Source organism: Sphingopyxis sp. SCN 67-31 (assembly GCF_001725095.1).
Map to the genome: position 1 here is coordinate 32,930 of NZ_MEFH01000049.1, position 18,667 is coordinate 51,596.

Annotated in this window: 17 protein-coding genes; 6 read left to right on the plus strand and 11 right to left on the minus strand. The window is 67.1% G+C overall.

The window, feature by feature from the left end:
- Nucleotides 1-214: 214 nt before the first annotated feature.
- Nucleotides 215-1,498 carry a UDP-N-acetylglucosamine 1-carboxyvinyltransferase gene (murA, locus tag ABS88_RS05505; protein ID WP_067113200.1) on the minus strand — a complete coding sequence of 428 codons (1,284 nt, stop codon included), beginning with the start codon at nucleotides 1,496-1,498 and terminating at the stop codon, nucleotides 215-217.
- A 73-nt stretch (nucleotides 1,499-1,571) separates the two neighbouring features.
- Here murA and ABS88_RS05510 point away from each other — a divergent pair, with 73 nt between their 5' ends.
- On the plus strand, nucleotides 1,572-2,573 hold the full coding sequence (locus ABS88_RS05510; protein WP_199775058.1) for a DMT family transporter: 1,002 nt from the start codon (nucleotides 1,572-1,574) through the stop codon (nucleotides 2,571-2,573).
- On the opposite strand, the gene ABS88_RS05515 is transcribed toward ABS88_RS05510, so the two are convergent.
- A complete protein-coding gene (locus tag ABS88_RS05515; protein WP_076074361.1) occupies nucleotides 2,570-3,172 on the minus strand; it encodes a 2-hydroxychromene-2-carboxylate isomerase in 603 nt (200 codons plus the stop codon). The two genes, ABS88_RS05510 and ABS88_RS05515, sit on opposite strands and share 4 nt — an antisense overlap.
- Nucleotides 3,173-3,372: 200 nt before the next feature.
- The gene (locus ABS88_RS05520; RefSeq protein ID WP_286749387.1) at nucleotides 3,373-4,116 is read right to left on the minus strand and encodes an SDR family oxidoreductase; all 744 of its coding nucleotides are present in this window, start codon (nucleotides 4,114-4,116) and stop codon (nucleotides 3,373-3,375) included.
- Between the two features lie 157 nt (nucleotides 4,117-4,273).
- On the opposite strand from ABS88_RS05520, the gene ABS88_RS05525 reads away from it, so the two are divergent.
- On the plus strand, nucleotides 4,274-4,768 hold the full coding sequence (locus ABS88_RS05525) for a winged helix-turn-helix transcriptional regulator (RefSeq protein ID WP_076077627.1): 495 nt from the start codon (nucleotides 4,274-4,276) through the stop codon (nucleotides 4,766-4,768).
- A gap of 281 nt (nucleotides 4,769-5,049) precedes the next feature.
- Here the strand turns inward: ABS88_RS05525 and clpS are convergent, their stop codons facing one another.
- The 3 genes from clpS to ABS88_RS05540 all read right to left on the minus strand — a co-directional run bounded on the left by clpS (nucleotide 5,050) and on the right by ABS88_RS05540 (nucleotide 8,270).
- A complete protein-coding gene (clpS, locus tag ABS88_RS05530) occupies nucleotides 5,050-5,415 on the minus strand; it encodes an ATP-dependent Clp protease adapter ClpS (protein ID WP_067113696.1) in 366 nt (121 codons plus the stop codon).
- Between the two features lie 183 nt (nucleotides 5,416-5,598).
- A complete protein-coding gene (locus tag ABS88_RS25020) occupies nucleotides 5,599-6,336 on the minus strand; it encodes a phasin family protein (protein ID WP_104959390.1) in 738 nt (245 codons plus the stop codon).
- Between the two features lie 122 nt (nucleotides 6,337-6,458).
- Nucleotides 6,459-8,270: a PHA/PHB synthase family protein gene (locus ABS88_RS05540; protein ID WP_076074366.1), complete on the minus strand. Its 1,812-nt coding sequence runs from the start codon at nucleotides 8,268-8,270 to the stop codon at nucleotides 6,459-6,461.
- 115 nt (nucleotides 8,271-8,385) lie between these two features.
- On the opposite strand from ABS88_RS05540, the gene ABS88_RS05545 reads away from it, so the two are divergent.
- The 3 genes from ABS88_RS05545 to ABS88_RS05555 all read left to right on the plus strand — a co-directional run bounded on the left by ABS88_RS05545 (nucleotide 8,386) and on the right by ABS88_RS05555 (nucleotide 12,062).
- Entirely contained in the window at nucleotides 8,386-9,600 is a 1,215-nt protein-coding gene (locus ABS88_RS05545; RefSeq protein WP_067113702.1) for an LL-diaminopimelate aminotransferase, read from the plus strand.
- Nucleotides 9,601-9,676: 76 nt separating this feature from the next.
- Nucleotides 9,677-10,156 (plus strand): DUF2721 domain-containing protein, encoded by a 480-nt coding sequence (locus tag ABS88_RS05550; protein WP_067113704.1) that lies wholly within the window; start codon nucleotides 9,677-9,679, stop codon nucleotides 10,154-10,156.
- Between the two features lie 592 nt (nucleotides 10,157-10,748).
- A complete protein-coding gene (locus tag ABS88_RS05555; protein WP_076074369.1) occupies nucleotides 10,749-12,062 on the plus strand; it encodes a spinster family MFS transporter in 1,314 nt (437 codons plus the stop codon).
- Here the strand turns inward: ABS88_RS05555 and ABS88_RS05560 are convergent.
- A complete protein-coding gene (locus ABS88_RS05560; RefSeq protein WP_067113033.1) occupies nucleotides 12,059-12,649 on the minus strand; it encodes an NADPH-dependent FMN reductase in 591 nt (196 codons plus the stop codon). The two genes, ABS88_RS05555 and ABS88_RS05560, sit on opposite strands and share 4 nt — an antisense overlap.
- 96 nt (nucleotides 12,650-12,745) lie before the next feature.
- Between ABS88_RS05560 and ABS88_RS05565 the strand changes: the two genes are divergently transcribed.
- Nucleotides 12,746-13,630, plus strand: coding sequence for a haloalkane dehalogenase (locus ABS88_RS05565; protein ID WP_076074371.1), 885 nt, complete (start codon nucleotides 12,746-12,748; stop codon nucleotides 13,628-13,630).
- On the opposite strand, the gene ABS88_RS05570 is transcribed toward ABS88_RS05565, so the two are convergent.
- The 4 genes from ABS88_RS05570 to serA all read right to left on the minus strand — a co-directional run bounded on the left by ABS88_RS05570 (nucleotide 13,627) and on the right by serA (nucleotide 18,662).
- Nucleotides 13,627-14,229, minus strand: coding sequence for a hypothetical protein (locus ABS88_RS05570; protein WP_286749388.1), 603 nt, complete (start codon nucleotides 14,227-14,229; stop codon nucleotides 13,627-13,629). The two genes, ABS88_RS05565 and ABS88_RS05570, sit on opposite strands and share 4 nt — an antisense overlap.
- Before the next feature lie 46 nt (nucleotides 14,230-14,275).
- Nucleotides 14,276-15,565, minus strand: coding sequence for an adenylosuccinate synthase (locus tag ABS88_RS05575; RefSeq protein ID WP_067113039.1), 1,290 nt, complete (start codon nucleotides 15,563-15,565; stop codon nucleotides 14,276-14,278).
- Between the two features lie 247 nt (nucleotides 15,566-15,812).
- Entirely contained in the window at nucleotides 15,813-16,928 is a 1,116-nt protein-coding gene (locus ABS88_RS05580; RefSeq protein WP_286749389.1) for an ATP phosphoribosyltransferase regulatory subunit, read from the minus strand.
- Between the two features lie 147 nt (nucleotides 16,929-17,075).
- A complete protein-coding gene (serA, locus tag ABS88_RS05585; RefSeq protein ID WP_076077632.1) occupies nucleotides 17,076-18,662 on the minus strand; it encodes a phosphoglycerate dehydrogenase in 1,587 nt (528 codons plus the stop codon).
- Between the last annotated feature and the right edge of the window lie 5 nt (nucleotides 18,663-18,667).

An 18,667-nucleotide genomic window follows, 5' to 3' on the forward strand; every position in this document is an offset into this window, starting at 1 on the left:
GCGTCTCCCCTCCCGCTTGCGGGAGGGGTCGGGGGTGGGCCAGCGGCGTTGCATTTGCCCACCCCGCTGCGGCTAGCGAACAAGTTCGCAAGCCTCGCTGCCCCTCCCGCAAGCGGGAGGGGAGGTCGAATGGACGCACGACCCCTCGAACAAAGGGGCGTACCGTGTGCTCTGTATGCCTTGAAATGATGTTGCGCGCTTTTCGCACACCGCGTCAGTCGTCGCTGACCCGCTCGATATCGGCGCCGACCGCCTGCAATTTTTCTTCCAGCCGCTCATAGCCGCGGTCGAGGTGATAGACGCGGTTGACCTGCGTCTCGCCCTCGGCGGCGAGCCCGGCGATGATCAGGCTCATCGAGGCGCGCAGGTCGGTCGCCATCACCGGCGCGCCGACCAGCTTTTCGACGCCGCGGACGACTGCGGTGCGGCCCTTGACCTGGATGTCGCAGCCCATGCGCGCGAGTTCGGGAACGTGCATGTAGCGATTCTCGAAAATCGTCTCGGTGAACAGCGAAGCGCCGGTGCCCAGCGTCGCCATCGCCATGAACTGCGCCTGCATGTCGGTCGCGAAGCCGGGGTAGGGCGCGGTCGACAGCGTCACGGGTTCGGCGCGGCCCGACATGGCGACGCGGATACCGCCCTTGACCTCCTCCACCGTCGCGCCCGCCTCGCGCAGCGCGGCGAGCGTCGCCTCCATCTCGGCCGCCTTCGCGCCGACCAGTTCGACGTCGCCTTCGGTGATGACCGCGGCGCAGGCATAGCTTCCCGCCTCGATGCGGTCGGCCATGACGCGATAGGTCGCGCCGTGCAGCCGGTCGACGCCCTCGATGGTCAGCGTCTCGCTGCCGATGCCGTCGATCTCGGCGCCCATCGCGGCGAGGCAGTTGCACAGGTCGACGATCTCGGGCTCGCGCGCCGCATTTTCGAGCACGCACGTCCCCTTGGCGAGCACCGCCGCCATCACCGCATTCTCGGTCGCGCCGACCGACACGACGGGAAAGGTGAACCTGCCGCCGGCCAGCCGTCCGCCCGGCGCACTCGCCTTCACATAGCCCGAGGCGAGCTCGATCTCCGCCCCGAAGGCTTCGAGCGCCTTCAGGTGCAGGTCGATCGGCCGGTTGCCGATCGCGCAGCCGCCGGGCAGGCTGACCGTCGCCTCGCCCGCGCGCGCCAGCAGCGGGCCGAGGACGAGGATCGACGCGCGCATCTTGCGCACGATGTCATAGGGGGCGACGGTCGAGGTCAGCGTCGTCGCGCGCGCGGTCATCACGCGCCCGAAATCCTCCGGCCGCGACCCTTCGATCGTCGTCGAGCAGCCGAGCTGGTTGAGCAGGTGGCCGAAACCGTCGACGTCGGCGAGTCGCGGCAGGTTGCGCAGCGTCAGCGGCTCGTCGGTGAGCAGCGCGCAGGGGAGCAGGGTGAGCGCGGCATTCTTGGCGCCGGAAATGGGGATACGGCCCTTGAGTCGCTGGCCGCCGCGAATGACGATTTGATCCATCGAGCGTGTTTAGCGGATGCGCGGGAGCGCGCAAGCGGTTGCCTCCGGATGCCCGGCACGGCACGGAGGCGCGATGAACGACGGAACAGGCATGGAAGAATCGGTGCGCGCGGCTCCGGGGGCGGGGCTGGCGGGATTGTGGGCGCGGCCCTATCTGCTGCTGACGCTGACCGCGGCCTGCTGGGCCGGCAATTCGATCGTCGGGCGGGCCGCGCGCGATTTCGTGCCGCCGATCGCCTTGTCCTTCTGGCGCTGGGCGCTCGCATTGCTGCTGTTGCTGCCGCTCGCCTGGCCGCACCTTCGGCGCGACTGGCCGGTGCTGCGCGCGCACTGGCCGATCATGATCCTACTGGGGATGCTGGGGATCGGGTCGTTCAATACCCTGCTCTACAGCGGGCTCCAGACCACGACCGCGCTCAATGCGATGCTCATGCAGTCGGCGCAGCCGGCGCTGATCCTGCTGATCGGGGCGCTGCTGATGAAGGAGCGCACGACGGCGCGGCAGATCGCGGGCGTGGCCGTCTCGCTGGCCGGGGTATTGACCATCATCTCGCGCGGCGACCTGCAGGCGCTGCTCGCGCTGCGGCTCAACGGCGGCGATGCGATCATCGGTTTCGCGGTGGTGCTGTGGGCGGTCTATTCGGTGCTGCTGCGCCGCCGCCCGCCGGTTCATCCGCTCAGCCTGCTGGCGGGTTCGATCCTGATCGGGATCGTGGCGATCGCGCCCTTCTATGCCGGCGAACTGGTGCAGGGGCGGCGGATCGTCGCCGCGCGCGAAAGCGTGCTGGCCATCGCCTATGTCGCGATCTTCCCCTCGTTCCTTGCCTATCTCTTCTTCAACCGCGGCGTCGAACTGATCGGGTCGGCGGCGACGGGGCAGTATATGAACGTCATGCCGCTGATCGGCGCCGGGCTGGCGATCGCGTTCCTGGGGGAGGAACTGCATCTCTTCCACGTCGCCGGGCTGTTTCTGGTGATCGCGGGAATTTTCGTGGCCGGCCGCAGCATGCAGGCGCCGGTTACGGCGGCCGATGCGGTGGTTCCGGCGCGGCCGTCCGATGGCGGCAGATTCTAGCCCAGCAGCGCCTCTTCGACCTGGGCCAGGCGATCCTTGCCGAAGAACATCGCGTCGCCGACGAAGAAGGTCGGGATGCCGAACACTCCGCGCGCGACGGCGGCCTCGGTATTGGCGGCGAGCTTTTCCTTGATGGCGGGCTCCTGCGTCCGTGCGAGCAACGCCGGGCCGTCGAAACCGTTGGCCGACAGGAAGGCGGCGGCGACGGCGTGGTCGTCCATCTTCAGCCCTTCCTCCCACATCGCGCGGTTCACCGCCTCGACATAAGCGTCGAGCCGCCCTTCGTCCGCGGCGACGATGGCGCCGCGCATGATCAGCAGGGTGTTGACCGGGAAATGGGGGTTGAGCTGGAAGCGGGTCAGCCCATGCCGTTCGATGAAGCGGCGCATTTCCAGATTCTCGTAGGCGAGCTTTGCCGGCACCCCGGCATATTGCACCATCGGCGCCTTGTTGCCCGTCGCCTTGAAGATGCCGCCGAGCAGGCAGGGAGTGACCGCCAGTTCGGCGCCGGTGCGATCGAGGATGCCCGGCAGGACCTTCAACGTCAGATAGGCGTTGGGACTGCCGAAATCGAAGATCAGTTCGAGGGTCTTGGTCATGCTTCAAATCCTTTCCCTTCTCCCCTTGCGGGAGAAGGATAGGGAGCCTTATCGCGAAGCGATTAGGCGGACTTGGATGAGGGGTTGCGAGCGAAGCTCGCGCGATCCTGTGGATCGCATACCCCTCACCCAGCTATGACTAGGCGGCCGAGCCGCCAAGTCTCCGCAACCCTCTCCCGCAAGGGGAGAGGGAATTTCCGTCACCATTTTTCTCCCCATGGGCGAAGGTCGAGTTCGTGCGTCCACGCGCTCCGCGGTTGCTTGTGCAGCGCCACATATTGTGCGGCGATCGCGTCGGGGTTCAGGATCAGATCCTGCGCCCTGGCATTGTCGAAATCGGGGTGGCGGTCGCGGATGAATTCGGTGTCGATCGCGCCGTCGATCACGACATGCGCGACGTGAATGCCCTGCGGCCCCAACTCGCGCGCCATTGACTGGGCGAGCATCCGCAGCGCCGCCTTCGCCCCCGAAAAGGCGGCGAAGCCCGACCCGCCGCGCAAGCTGGCGGTCGCGCCGGTGAATATTATGGTGCCGCGACGGCGCGGCGTCATGCGTTTCGCGGCCTCGCGCCCCATCAGGAACCCGGCCAGGCACGCCATTTCCCAGACCTTGCTGTAGACGCGCACCGTCGTCTCGCCGATCGGGAAATTCACATTGGCGCCGATGTTGAACACCGCGACCTCGACCGGCCCGACCTCTGCCTCGACCTGATCGAACAGGGCGATCATCGCGTCCTCGTCGCGGGCGTCGGCGGGGAAGGCGCGCGCCTGATGCCCCGCGTCGTGGATCGACTGCGCGAGCCTTTCGAGCGCGTCGGCATTGCGCTCGCGCCGGTTGACGCAGACGGTCAGCCCTTCGGCGGCGAAGGCGCGCGCAATGGCGCCGCCCGTCGCATCGCCGGCGCCGACGATGACGGCCGCGCGAGTGGATGCTGGATCGGTCACGGGCGAATCTCCTCTTGCGGGTGATAGTAACTATGATAATCATAGTAACAAGAGTAAAAGTCATTCGTCATTCCCGCGAAAGCGGGAATCCAGCGAACCGGCGTTGGAACTGGATTCCCGCTTTCGCGGGAATGACGAACGAAGGAGGGGCTAGAGTTTGCCCAAACGCACCGACCTGTCGAACACCTTCTGCCCGCTCGGCCGCTCGGCCGAGCTGCTCGGCGACCGGGCGGTGCTGCTGATCCTGCGCGAGCTGTTCTTCGGGCGGCGGCGGTTCGAGACGATCGTCGCGACCACCGGCCTTGGGCCGCAGCTCGTCTCGGCGCGGCTCAAGCGGTTGCTTTCGGAAGGGGTGATCGAGCGCCATGCCTATCGCGACCGGCCGCCGCGCCACGAATATCGGCTGACCGCCAAGGGCAGGGATCTGTTCGACGTGCTCTATGCCCTGCGCGGCTGGGCCGAGCGCTGGGCCTATACGCCCGGCGAGACGGGCGGCGGGCCGGCGATGCGCTATGTGCACCGCGCGTGCGGCGCCGATGTCGGGACGGCGACGATCTGTCCGGGGTGCGGCGAGCCGCTGCGCTATGGCGAGCTGAAAGGCGAGCCGTCGCCCGCGCTCCGGGCCGAACAGGCGGCGCGTTCGGGCGGTTGATTTCCCCTTCGGCTTGCCGCTAGAGCGGCGTGCCATGAATCTGCAACGCCCCTTATCCGTTCGTGTCGAGCGAAGTCGAGACACTCATCGACCTTGCGCCACGCTGATGGGTGTCTCGACGGCGCTCGACACGAACGGGACGATGGGTCAGATTTAACGCTCGATGCTCTAGTCGTAGTGGAGAGGGTAATGGTGCGCGCATTGCAGCCCATCCCGCTGCGAGTAGCGAGCAAGCTCGCAACCCTCGCTGCCCCTCCCGCATGCGGGAGGGGATGAACCGTTTACGCCTTCTCCAGCGTGCACTGCAGCGGGTGCTGGTTCTGCCGTGCCGCGTCCATCACCTGGTTGACCTTGGTCTCGGCGACCTCGTAGCTGAAGACGCCGCAGACGCCGACGCCCTGCTGGTGGACGTGCAGCATCACCTGCGTCGCGCGCTCGATGTCCATGTTGAAGAAGCGCTGGAGCACCATCACGACAAATTCCATCGGCGTGTAGTCGTCGTTGAGCAGCAGCACCTTGTACATCGACGGCTTCTTGGGCTTCGCGCGCGTGCGCGTCGCGATGCCGACGCCGGGGGTGCCGGGCGCGCCATCGTCCTTGTCCGCCATCGCGTGGACCAGATGCGGGATCGAAGCGGGAAGCATCATCGGGGGAATATCGCAAGCCCAGCCGGAATCGCAAGAGGGAGGGGTGGTTAATTCGCCGCGCCGCAAGGGCCGGCGAAAGCAAGAACCGCCCGCTTCCGAAAAGGAAGCGAGCGGTCTTGGGAGTGTCGGCGCGGGCGGGGAGAGGAGGGGGAGTGCCCGCACCAACCGGGAAGAAAAAGGCCCTTAGGCTGCCTTCATCTTCGAGCTGATGACCGAAACGCGGTTCGAGATCGGCGCAAAGCTGTCGTTCGCCAGCTTGACGACCAGCTCGCTGGTCTTCGAGGTCTGCGCGACGGCGGCGTCGAACGCCTTCTTGCTGTTCTCGGCATAGAGCTTCAGGAACTCGGCCGGCGACTTGACGGTGGTGTAGCCCTTCAGCGCGGCGGTGGTGTCCTCGAAGCTCTTGCGGGCGAAGGCAACGCCTTCCTGGCCCAGCGTTTCGAAGCCCTTGGCCGCGATCTTGCCCGATTCGACGATCGCTTCGATGTTCGCCTTGTTGAACTCGGCGGCCTCTTCGGCGATCTTGCCCGACTTCGCCATCGCATCCTTGGCGCGCTGGTTGAAATCGGCGGTCAGGGTCTCGACGCGGGTCTTGGCTTCGTCGGCGAACTTCTTGACGGTGTCGTTCATGGTCTTGAATCCTTTGGTGGCGGCGGCGACCGGCTTCGGCGCGGCCTTGGGGGCGGTCTTCCTGGCAGCCGCCTTCTTGGGGGCGACCTTCTTGACGGCCGGCTTCGCGGCCTTCTTTTGGACCGGCTTGGCCTTCGCCTTCACGGTCGGGGTCTTGGGCGCTTCGGCCTTCGCGGGCGCCGGGGCGGCGTCTGCGGTCACGGCCGGGGCAACCGGAGTCGCCGGCTTGGCGGCGGTTTCCAGCGTCGCGGCTTCGAAAGCCTTTTCAGCACTGTCCATCTTGGTAGCCATCGAAACAACTCCTTTATGTTGCAGTGCACAATATAGGAGGGAGTCGTCGATTTCAAGAGATTTTTTGTGCGCTGCACAAAAAATTCGTGGCGCCTGTCGGGGGCCGCTATATTCGCGCGATATTACCGCTGCTTGACATAGCGGCCGGGGGCATCCTCGATCGCCTTTTTCTTGCCCTTGCCGGGGATGCGCGCGCCCTTGGCGGCCGTTTTCTTGCCGTCCTGCGCCGAGATCCAGCCGATCCAGTGCGGCCACCAGCTTCCCTTGGTCTCGGTCGCGCCGGCCTCGAACTCGGCGAGCGATTTGGCGTCGTTGTCGCCGGTCCAATATTGATATTTGTGCGCCGCAGGCGGGTTGACGACGCCCGCGATATGCCCCGATCCGGCGAGCACGAAGGTCCTGGGACCCGACAGATGGTCCATCAGCCGCCAGACGCTGGCGAGCGGCGCGATATGATCCTCCCGTCCCGCCTGGATATAGGCGGGGGTCTCTATCTTGCGGAGGTCGACGGGCGTGCCGCACACCGACAGGCTGCCGGGAAGGACGAGGCGGTTGTCGCGATAGAGATCGACCAGATATTGCCGGTGCCACTTCGCGGGCAGGTTGGTCGTGTCGCCGTTCCAGTAGAGCAGGTCGAAGGGCGGATAGTCGTTGCCGAGCAGATAATTGTTGACGACATAGTTCCAGATCAGGTCGCGGCCGCGCAGGCTGTTGAAGGTCGCCGCCATGTAGCGCCCATCGAGGAAGCCCGGCGCCGACAACTGCTGGAGCAGCGCGAGATAGCTATCGTCGACGAACAGCTTGAGGTCGCCCGCGAGCTCAAAATCGACCTGCGCGGTGAAAAAGGTCACCGACCTGACCTTGTCCGCCTCGCCCCGCGCCGCGAGCATCGCCAGCGTCGCGGCGAGCGTCGTCCCGGCGACGCAATAGCCGATCGTATGGACGTGCGGCACGCCGAGCAGGTCGCGCACCGTGTCGATCGCATCGACCTGCGCCGCGACATAATCGTCCCACACCACGTCCTTCATCGAGGCGTCGGCCGATTTCCACGACACCATGAACACCGACAATCCCTGATCGACAGCCCAGCGCACGAAGCTTTTCTGCGGGTTGAGGTCGAGGATGTAGAAGCGGTTGATCCATGGCGGGAAGATGACGAGCGGGACGGTGAAGACCTCCGCGGTCGTCGGGGCATAATGGATGAGCTGGTAGAGTTCGGTTTCGTGGATGACCCTGCCGGGAGTCGTCGCGATATTGACCCCGACCTCGAACGCGTCGGTATCGACATGGCTCAATTGCCCGCGCGCGAGGTCCGCGAGCATGTGCTTCAGCCCCTTGAGCAGGCTTTCGCCGCGCGTCTCGACCGCGCGCTTGATGACCTCGGGATTGGTGATCGCAAGGTTGGTCGGCGACAGCGCCTCGGCGGTCGCCTTCGCCGCGAACTCCAGCTTCGCGCGCGCTTCGGGGTCGAGGCCCGAAAGCTGGCGGGTGGTGGCGAGCATCTGGTCGGATAGCAGGCCGTAGGTCTGGCGAATCAGCGCGAACACCGGGTTCTGTGTCCAGTCGGGATCGGTAAAGCGCCGGTCCTTCGGTGCGTCGGCCGGTGCCGCGGGCGCAAAGGGCGGTTGCAGCGTCGCGAGCGACGACCAGAACTGCACCCCCTGTTCCCACATCCTGGCGCTCTGTTCGGCCCACATCTGCGCCGCGGGGTTTGCCAGCCAGGTGGCGGGGTCGAACGGCGACGCCGCGCCCGCGCTTCCATCCTTGTCGGTCTGCCTGTCAGCCCCGGCCTGCCCCATCGCATGGTCGAGCATCATCTGCTGCGCGCGGGCCATCACGCTCGCCCAATGCTGCATGTCGTCGGGGGAGGGGATGAAGGGGTTCGGCGTCGTGCCGTTGTCGTCCCCGCCCGTATTGCCGCCCGCGTCGCTCATGCTCGTTCCTGCTGGTCAGTGCCGATATTATGCCTATAACAAGCCGCGATGCGGCTGGCGAGATTGCCGCTCGCGTCAAGGCCGAACTTAACGAAAAGGAGTTGTTCCAGTTCCCATGTCCGAGGATGAATTCTATCGCATCAAGCGCTTGCCGCCCTATGTCATCGCCGAAGTCAACGCGATGCGAGCGGCAGCACGCGCGGCGGGCGAGGACATCATCGATCTGGGGATGGGCAACCCCGACCTGCCGCCGCCGCAGCACGTCATCGACAAGCTGTGCGAGGTCGCGCAGAAACCGGACGCTCACGGCTATTCGCAGTCGAAGGGGATTCCGGGGCTGCGCCGCGCGCAGGCCAATTATTATGCGCGCCGCTTCAACGTCGAACTCGACCCCGAAAGCGAGGTCGTGGTGACGATGGGGTCGAAGGAAGGGCTCGCGAGCCTCGCCACCGCGATCACCGGGCCCGGCGACGTCGTGCTCGCGCCGAACCCCAGCTATCCGATCCACACCTTCGGCTTCATCATCGCCGGGGCGACGATCCGCAGCGTGCCGACGACCCCCGACGAGAATTACTGGCGGGCGCTCGACCGCGCGATGGCCTTCACCGTGCCGCGTCCGTCGATCCTGGTCGTCAACTACCCGTCGAACCCGACGGCCGAAGCGGTCGACCTCGCCTTCTACGAACGGCTCGTCGCCTGGGCGAAGGAAAACAAGGTCTGGGTGCTCAGCGACCTCGCCTATTCGGAGCTGTATTACGACGGCAACCCGACGCCCTCGATCCTTCAGGTGCCGGGGGCGAAGGATGTCGCGATCGAATTCACCTCGATGTCCAAGACATACTCGATGGCGGGCTGGCGTATGGGGTTCGCGGTCGGCAACAAGCGGCTGATCGCGGCGATGACGCGCGTCAAATCCTATCTCGACTATGGCGCCTTCACGCCGATCCAGGCAGCCGCCTGCGCGGCGCTCAACGGCCCGCAGGACATCGTCGCGCGCAACCGCGACCTGTATCAGAAGCGCCGCGACGTGATGGTCGAAAGCTTCGGCCGCGCGGGTTGGGAGATTCCCAGTCCGCCGGCATCGATGTTCGCCTGGGCGCCGCTGCCCCCCGCGCTGCGGGACATGGGCAGCCTCGAATTCTCGAAACAGCTTCTGACCCACGCCAAGGTCGCGGTCGCGCCGGGCGTCGGCTATGGCGAGGACGGCGAGGGCTTCGTCCGCATCGCGATGGTCGAGAATGAGCAGCGCATCCGGCAGGCGGCGCGCAACATCCGCAAGTTCCTGCAGATGCACGGCGTCAATACGCCGTCGGTTGCGGCGGGCGGCTGACCGGTGACCGGGCGGGCGGGTCGCGGCCCATGAACGGACGGGACTACCGGTTCGCGGCGGAGCGGCCGGCTTGACGATGGCGGCGGACGCGAGCGCGATTGCGCAGACGATCCAGTTGTCGGTGACGCCGGTATTCCTGCTGGTGGCGACCGGCAGCCTGCTCAACGTGCTCGCGGGCCGGCTGTCGCGCGTCGTCGACCGTTCGCGGGTGCTGATGGCGCGCTGGCCGGAAACCGAGGGTGATGAGCATGCGCGCGTCGTCGCCGAACTGCGCGCCGCCGACCGCCGGATGCGGGTCATCAACAATTCGATCCTCGCCGCCGTCGCCTGCGGCATCGTCGTCTGCCTGCTCGTCGCGCTGCTGTTCACCCAGGCGTTCACCGGCCTGAACCTGGGGGTCGCGGCGTCGTGGGCCTTTGCGCTGGCGATGCTGCTGCTGCTCGCGTCGCTGCTGCTGTTCCTCCTCGAGGTGCGCCTTGCCATTCGGGCCATTCAGGTGCCGATGGATTTGCTCGAGGGCGAGGAAGCCGGGTGGCTGCGCCGGTCGCGGCGCTAGACCGTGATGACATCGAATGGAATCGTCATTGCGAGCGGCGGAGCCGCGCGGCAATCCAGAGTGTGCGGTAACCGCTCTGGATTGCTTCCCCCGGATCAGGTCCGGGGTCGCAATGACGAAGTGGGTCAATCTAAAGTCATCAGAGTCTTGAGCGCCGTGTCCTAAGTCCGAACCCTTTGCCCTGAGCCTATCGAAGGGCTTGTTCTTTCCTTTGGCGCCGCAAGAAGAAGCACGGTGCTTCGACAAGCTCAGCACAAACGGACGAGCGGTTCGGATTTAGTACTCGCTGCTCCGGCACTTTTCATGCCGGTTCGGGCGGCGCCCCGGGGCCAGCGAAATTTTCGGCGCATCTCCGTCGATACATGGAGCGGTTCCGGTTCCCCGGCGACAGATGGCCATGCCCGATGGCGCCGCCTCGTCTGGACCCCGGCTTTGGCCGGGGAGCGGATATGGCGGATGAAGCATCCCCATTTTTTTTTGCTGCACGCGGGCCCGGTCGCCGTAACGGCAAAGCCGGCGCGGTCTTTCGCACCGCTTTCAGCGCCATTGACACGCTCGTTTGGCCTCTGCACCCATGGCGGCGGAGAGACGAATGAACGATAAATCTGCCCTTGCACCGGGGCTCGGGTCGCCGCCCACGGACGGCATGGGCACGGGGACGCGCGCGACGCTGTGGCTCCTGCTGATCGTCTATATCTTCAATTTCCTCGACCGGCAGATCGTCAACATCCTTGCCGAACCGATCAAGGGCGACCTCGGCTTGACCGATACCGAACTCGGGCTGCTCGCCGGCCCGGCCTTCGCGGTCTTCTATGCGCTGCTCGGCATCCCGATCGCGCGCCATGCCGACAAAGCCGGGACGAACCGCGTCCGGCTGATCGCGCTGGCGCTCGCCATCTGGTCGGTGATGACTGCGGTGTGCGGGCTAGCGCAGAATTTCGTGCAGCTTCTCCTCGCGCGGATCGGCGTCGGCGTCGGCGAGGCGGGCTGCACCCCGGCGGCGCATTCGCTGATCACCGACAGCGTGCCGGCGGCGAAGCGTTCGTCGGCGATCGCCTTCTACGGCCTCGGCGTCCCGGTCGGCTCGCTGCTCGGATTGATCCTCGGCGGCGTGGTCAACGACCTTTATGGCTGGCGCATCGCGCTGATGCTCGTGGGCCTGCCGGGATTGATCCTCGCGCTCGTCGTGCTCTTCGTCATGCGCGAGCCGCGCCATCACCGCGTCGCGGAGGCGACCGCCGCTTCCGCGACCGCGGCGCTTCCCGCAAGCGCGGCGCTCAGGGAGGTCTTCGCCTCGCGCGCCTTCGTCTACATCCTGATCGCGGCGTCGGTGACGGCCTTCCTCGGCTATGGCAAGGCGTTGTGGACGATCAGCTTCTTCATCCGCAGCCACGGCCTGTCGACGACCGAAGCGGGGCTGTCGATGGCCGTGGTGCTGGGACTGGCGGCGGCGTTCGGCACCTGGCTGGGCGGCAAGGCGGCGGACGTCTTCGGCCGGCGCGACAAGCGGCATATCCTGACCTTTCCGGCCTATGGCATGGCGATCGTCGCGCCGCTGCTGTTCCTCGGCTATTATATGGAGGACTGGCGGGTCGCGATGGCGCTGCTGATCGTGCCCAGCATCGTCAATTCGGCCTATTACGGCCCCGCCTACGCCTGTGTGCAGGGACTGGTGCGGCCGCAGGCGCGCGCGGTCGCGGCGTCGATCATGCTGTTCGGGCAGAATCTGATCGGGCTCGGGTTCGGGCCCTTCCTGTTCGGCGTCCTGTCCGATGCATTGGTGCCGAGCGTCGGCGGGGAAAGCGTGCGCTATGTCCTGTACGGCGCCGCGTGGCTGGGGTTGATCCCCGCCTTCTTCTTCTGGCGCGCCAGCCTGCGCCTGACGGCGGAGCTCAAGACGGGTTAGAAGGGCGGACGCTCGGCGGCGCGCTGCGCTTTCGCCGCGTCGATCCACCAGCACAGATCGTCGGCGAAGCGCGGAAAGGCCTTGATCAGCCGGCCGCCGTCCTCGCCCGCGGGCAGGCCCGCGGTATCGAAGGCGCCGCCGATCCGCGCCAGGCTGAGCGGGGTCGAGGTGACGACCATGCCCATCGCGCCCAGCGTGGTGCGCCACGCCGTCGCGGCGCGGATGCCGGCGAAGGGGCCCGCCGAGTAGGACGCGACCGCGGCCGGACGCCACGCGAACTGCGGCAGATAATGATCGACGAGATTCTTGAGCCCCGGCTGCAGGCCGCCGTTATATTCGCCCGCCACGAAGACGAAGCCGTCGGCGGCCGCGATCCGGTCGGCCAGCGCGGCCATCGCCGCGGGCGCTTCGCCCTCGCGATAGTCGCTGTGCCGCCGGTCGAGCATCGGCAGGTCGACGGCCTTCGCATCGACCAGTTCGGCGCGGTCGCCGCGCGCGGCGAGGGCTTCGACGATCCAGCGGGCGAGCTTGATGCCCTGCCGGTCCTGGCGATAGCTGCCGTAGAAGACGAGGATGACGCGGCTCATGCGCCTCTCGTGCCACGTCTGCCGCCCGAACGGAAGCGGGTTGCGCCTGCCGGGCGCGTGTCTAAGCTGGATCGGGGAGAAGTGGGGGAGAAGGATATGCGCGTATACCGCACGCCGGACGACCGGTTCGCCGGGTTGCCGGACTGGCCCTTTGCGCCGCAATATGTCGAGATCGCGGACGGTCTGCGCGTCCATCATGTCGATGAAGGCGACGCCGCGGCGCAGCCGGTGCTGATGCTCCACGGCGAGCCGACCTGGGGGTATCTGTATCGCAAGATGATCGGTCCGGCGGTCGATGCCGGGTTTCGCGTCGTCGTGCCCGACCTGATCGGCTTTGGCCGGTCCGACAAGCCGCTTGAGGCATCGGCCTACAGCTATGCGCAGCAGGTCGCGTGGATGCGGCAGTGGATCGAGGCACTGGATCTGAAGGACATCATCCTCGCCTGTCAGGACTGGGGTTCGCTGATCGGCCTGCGGCTGGTGGCGGAAATGCCCGAGCGGTTCGCCGGCGTCGCGCTGTCGAACGGCGGCCTGCCGGAAGGGCAGCCGGCGCCGCGCGCCTTTGCCATCTGGCGCGCCTTTTCGCGATACAGCCCGGTCTTTCCGATCGGGCGCATCGTCAATGCCGGGGCGAAGCGGTCGCTGACACCAGAGGAAATCGCCGCCTATGACGCGCCCTTTCCGACGCGCGCGTCGAAGGTTGCGGCGCGTATCTTCCCGTCTTTCGTGCCGCTGGGCGACAATGTCGCGGTGCCCGACCAGAAACGGGCGTGGGCGGCGCTGGAGGCATTCGACAAGCCGTTCCTGTGCTGCTTTGCCGACGGCGATCCGATCACGCGCGGCGGCGATGCGCTGTTCGTCGAGCGCATCCCCGGCGCGCGCGGCATGGCGCACCGTACGCTGCACGGCGGGCATTTCATTCAGGAGAACGACCCGGCGGGCTTCGTCGCCGCGATCCGCGACGTGGCGGCGGCGCGCTAGGCAGTCGCCCTCTTTCGCGCCGGAACGAACCGGACCGCGGCGGCGGCGATCAGCAGTAGCGCCGGCGGGATATACATCGGGGCGATCGCCGCGCGGCCCCCATAGCTGACCATGAAGATCAGCCAGATGTACCAGACGCCGGCCTTGCGCAGCCGCTGCCAGTTCTTTGTGCCGAGCGTCCGCACGGCGCCGTCGAACGAGGTCGCCGCGAGCAGGGCGATGAAGACATAGGCGATTCCCCCGCCGACGAGCGTCGAGATCGGGGGCGGAGGTGTCCGGTCGCCATAGGCGCCGAACAGCCACAGGATGGCGAGCAGGTGGATGAGGTGCGAGAAGGCGAAACCGAGCCCGAGCCAGCGCCGGTTGCGGATCGTCCAGCGTGTTGCCGGCGTCGACCGCAGCCGGAAGAGCGCACCGGCGGTGAAGGCGGCGACGAACAGGAGAAGCGAGGAGCGCGCGCTCGCGCGGATCAGCATGCGCGTGCCGTCGATTCCGCTGCCCGCGATGGCGAGGACGATCGCGCTCATCACGAGCAGCATCGCCATCAGCAGGATCAGCAGCCGCCCGCCTTCGCTCCATCCATCGGTTCGCGTCGCCATAGGCCCCCTCCCGATGGCAGGGTTATAGCGCGTTCGCGCGCGCTTCCTAGTCGCTGAACGGATCGCGGATCAGGATAGTGTCCTCGCGCTCGGGACTGGTCGAGACGAGCGCGATCGGGGTTTCGATCAGTTCCTGCACGCGCTGGATATATTTGATCGCCTGCGCCGGCAGATCGGCGTAGCTGCGCGCGCCCGCGGTCGATTCGGCCCAGCCCTCCATCTCCTCGTAGATCGGTTCCACCGCGGCCTGATCGGCGGCGTGGCTCGGGAAATAGTCGAGGATCTTGCCGTGCAGACGGTATCCGGTGCAGATGCGCACCTTCTCGAACCCGTCGAGCACGTCGAGTTTGGTCAGCGCGATGCCGGTGACGCCCGACACCGCGCAGCTCTGCCGCACCAGCACCGCGTCGAACCAGCCGCAGCGGCGCTTGCGGCCGGTGACGGTGCCGAATTCATGCCCGCGCTCGCCGAGCTGCTGGCCGGTCTCGTCCTCCAGTTCGGTCGGAAAGGGGCCGCTGCCGACGCGCGTCGTATAGGCCTTGGCGATGCCGAGCACGAAACCCACCGCCGAGGGGCCGAGGCCCGAGCCCGCCGCCGCGGTGCCGCTGACGGTGTTCGAACTGGTGACGAAGGGGTAGGTGCCGTGGTCGATGTCGAGCAGCACGCCCTGCGCGCCCTCGAACAGGATGCGCGCGCCCGCCTTGCGCACCTTCTTCAGCCGCTTCCACACCGGCTGCGCATATTCGAGCACGAAGTCGGCGATCTCGGCGAGGTCGGCGAGCAGGCGCTCGCGGTCGATCGGCGGCTCACCGAAGCCCGCGCGCAGCGCGTCGTGGTGCGCGGTCAGGCGGTCGATCTGCGGTTCGAGATGGTCGAGGTGCGCAAGGTCGCAGACGCGGATCGCGCGGCGGCCGACCTTGTCTTCATAGGCGGGACCGATGCCGCGCCCGGTGGTGCCGATCTTCCCCGCGCCCGCCGCCGTCTCGCGCAGCGCGTCGAGGTCGCGGTGAAAGGGCAGGATCAGCGCGCAATTGTCGGCGATGGCGAAATTGTCGGGATTGATCTCGACCCCCTGTCCGCGCAGCTTTGCGATTTCGTCGCGCAGCGCCCACGGATCGAGCACGACGCCGTTGCCGATGATCGACAGCGTGCCGGTGACGATGCCCGAGGGCAGCAGCGACAGCTTGTAGGTCTGGTTGCCGACGACGAGCGTATGGCCGGCGTTATGCCCGCCCTGAAAGCGGACGACCGCGTCGGCCCGATTGGCGAGCCAGTCGACGATCTTGCCCTTGCCCTCGTCGCCCCATTGCGACCCGATGACGGTGACATTTGCCATGATGCTGTCCTGCTGAATGCGGCCCGGTCCGGCCCGGCGCGGGCTTAGCGGATTTGGCCGCAGAGGCAAGGGGCGGGGCGTGGAATATGCGGTGGGTCCGTGCCGGATCCCGGTCGTGCAGGGGAACACCCCCAAGGTCGTTTGTGCTGAGCTTGTCGAAGCACCGTCCTTCTTCTGCGGCGCCTGATAGAAAGAACGGCCCTTCGACAAGCTCAGGGCAAACGGTGCATATTTAAGGCATGATGCTCTATACCGCGACCGGCCCGTCGGGCCCCAGGCTCCACCCGCAACCGAGTCGTCCGGCCTCGTCGGCGTCGGTGAGCGCGGCGATCGTCCGCCAGCCATCGGCGCGCAGGCTGGCGGCGAGCGCCGCGTCGTGGCCCAGCGGCAGGAAGATGCGGCGCTCGGCCTCGTTCGCGGCGCCCAGGCCGTCGTCGATCAGCGGGTCGGGATAGAGCGAAAAGCCGACCGCCGGCTCCTCCTGTTCCTCGCCGAGCGGGATCGCATAGCCGCCGCCGCGGCCGATCGCGTCGCCATGGCCGGGAACGAAGATCTGGAAACCGAACCAGCTTTGATAGGCGAAGCCGTGGCGCTCGGTGGGATCGAGGGTCAGCGCGGCGCGCTGGCGGATCGGCGCGGCGATCGCCTCGAGCGCGTCGAGGCGGCTTGCCAGCGTGCCGTCGCGGTCGAAGGCGCGCAGGTCAGCGAGCGCGCGGTCGAACGGCCCGGTCGCGCGGAGCAGCGGCAGATAGGCCTGGGCGCCGAGACGGACGAGCGCGCCCGCATCCTTGGCGTCGAGCGCGTCGCGCAGATTTTCGCGGTCGGCGGCGACGGGCAACGGACCGTTGGCGAGCAGGTCGACGACGTCTGGGAGGGTGAAGTCGATCGTCGCCGATCCGATCCCCGCCGCGTCGAGCGCGTCGATCGCGACCGAGACGATCTCGCGCGCCGCCGCGACGCTGTCGCTGCCGATCAGTTCGGCGCCGACCTGCAGCATCTCGCGCGCCGGGCGAAGCTGACTCGCGCGCAGCTTCACCACCTGCCCCGCGTAGCAGAGGCGCAGGGGGCGCGGCGCGGCGGCGAGCAGGGAGGTGGCGATGCGCCCGACCTGCCGCGTGATGTCGGGGCGCAGCGCCAGCGTGCGCTGCGACACCGGGTCGGTGAAGCGCAGCAGGTCGCGCGCCGCGCGGGCGTCGTCTCCGCTCAGCGTCTCGCGGAACTCGGCGAGCGGCGGCGCGACGCGGCCGTAACCGTGCGCGCGCATCGCATCGACCAGCGCGCGCGTCACGCGCGACGCCGCCTCCGCCTGGCGCGGCAGGCGGTCGCGGAGGCCTTCGGGAAGCAGAGCGGGGGCCTTGGTCATGGGGCTGGCCTTAGGAGGGTGAAGGCAGGGATTCAACCGACCTCGAAATCCGTTCGTGTCGAGCGTAGTCGAGACACCCCGAAGGGAAGCGTTTCATCGATGGGCATCTCGACTTCGCTCGATGCGAACGGGATTTGAAAAGCTGGCTTAAAACGTCAGTCCCTTCACCGTCTTCACGCCGGGAAGCTGGCAGACCTGCCACAGCAGCGGTTCGGGCATCGGCGAATCGAGGCTGAGCAGCAGCACCGCTTCGCCCCCCGCGGCGCGGCGGCCGAGGTGGAAGGTGCCGATGTTGAGCCCCGCCTCGCCGAGCGCGGTGCCGATGCGGCCGATGAAGCCGGGCGCGTCCTCGTTGACGATATAGAGCATATGGCCGTCGAGGTCGGCCTCGACCTTGATCCCGAACATCTCGACGAGGCGCGGTTCGTTGTTGCCGAACAGCGTGCCCGCGACCGACCGATCGCCCGCCTCGGTCGCCACGGTGACGCGGACGAGCGTCTGGTAATCGCCCTCGCGGTCGTGGCGCACCTCGCGCACGTCCAGCCCGCGCTCGCGCGCGAGGTGGGGGGCGTTGACCATGTTCACGCTGTCCGAATAGCGCCGCATCAGGCCGGTGAGCACCGCGGCGGTGATCGGCTTCATGTTGAGCTCGGCCGCCGCGCCCTCGACCTCGACCGAGATCGTGGTCAGATTGTCGTGCGCGAGCTGGCCGACGAGGCTGCCGAGCTTTTCGGCCAGGCTCATATAGGGGCGCAGCTTGGGCGCTTCCTCGGCCGACAGGCTGGGGACGTTGAGCGCGTTGGTGATGCCGCCGGTCAGCAGATAGTCCGAAATCTGTTCGGCGACCTGGATCGCGACATTGACCTGCGCTTCGTCGGTCGAGGCGCCGAGGTGCGGCGTGCAGATGAAGTTCGGCGTACCGAGCAGCGGATTGTCCGCGGCCGGCGGTTCGGTCGCGAAGACGTCGAGCGCGGCGCCCGCGACATGGCCCGAATCGAGCGCTTCCTTCAACGCCGCCTCGTCGATCAGGCCGCCGCGCGCGCAGTTGATGATGCGCACGCCCGGCTTGGTCTTTGCGATATTCTCTTTCGACAGGATGCCGCGCGTCTGATCGGTCAGCGGCGTGTGCAGCGTGATGAAGTCGGCCTTTGCCAGCAGCGTGTCGAGGTCGACCTTCTCGACGCCCAGTTCGATCGCGCGCTCGGGGGTCAGGAAGGGGTCGAAGGCGACGACCTTCATCCTCAGGCCCAGCGCGCGTTCGGCGACGATGCTGCCGATGTTGCCGCAGCCGATCAGGCCGAGCGTCTTCGACGTGAGTTCGACGCCCATGAAATCATTCTTCGGCCATTTACCCGCCTGTGTCAGCGCATTGGCTTCGGGAATCTGCCGCGCCAGCGCGAACATCATCGCGATCGCATGCTCGGCGGTGGTGATGCTGTTGCCGAAGGGGGTGTTCATCACGACGACGCCCTTCTTCGACGCTTCGGGGATGTCGACATTGTCGACGCCGATCCCGGCGCGGCCGACGACCTTCAGATTGGTTGCGGCGGCGAGGACGTCGGCGGTGACCTTGGTCGCCGAGCGGATCGCGAGGCCGTCGTAATCGCCGATGATCGCGATCAGCTCGTCCCTGGTCTTGCCGGTGATCTCGTCGACCTGGATGCCGCGCTCCTTGAAGATCTGCGCGGCCTTGGGGTCCATTTTGTCGCTGATGAGGACTTTGGGTGTGGTCATTTCGG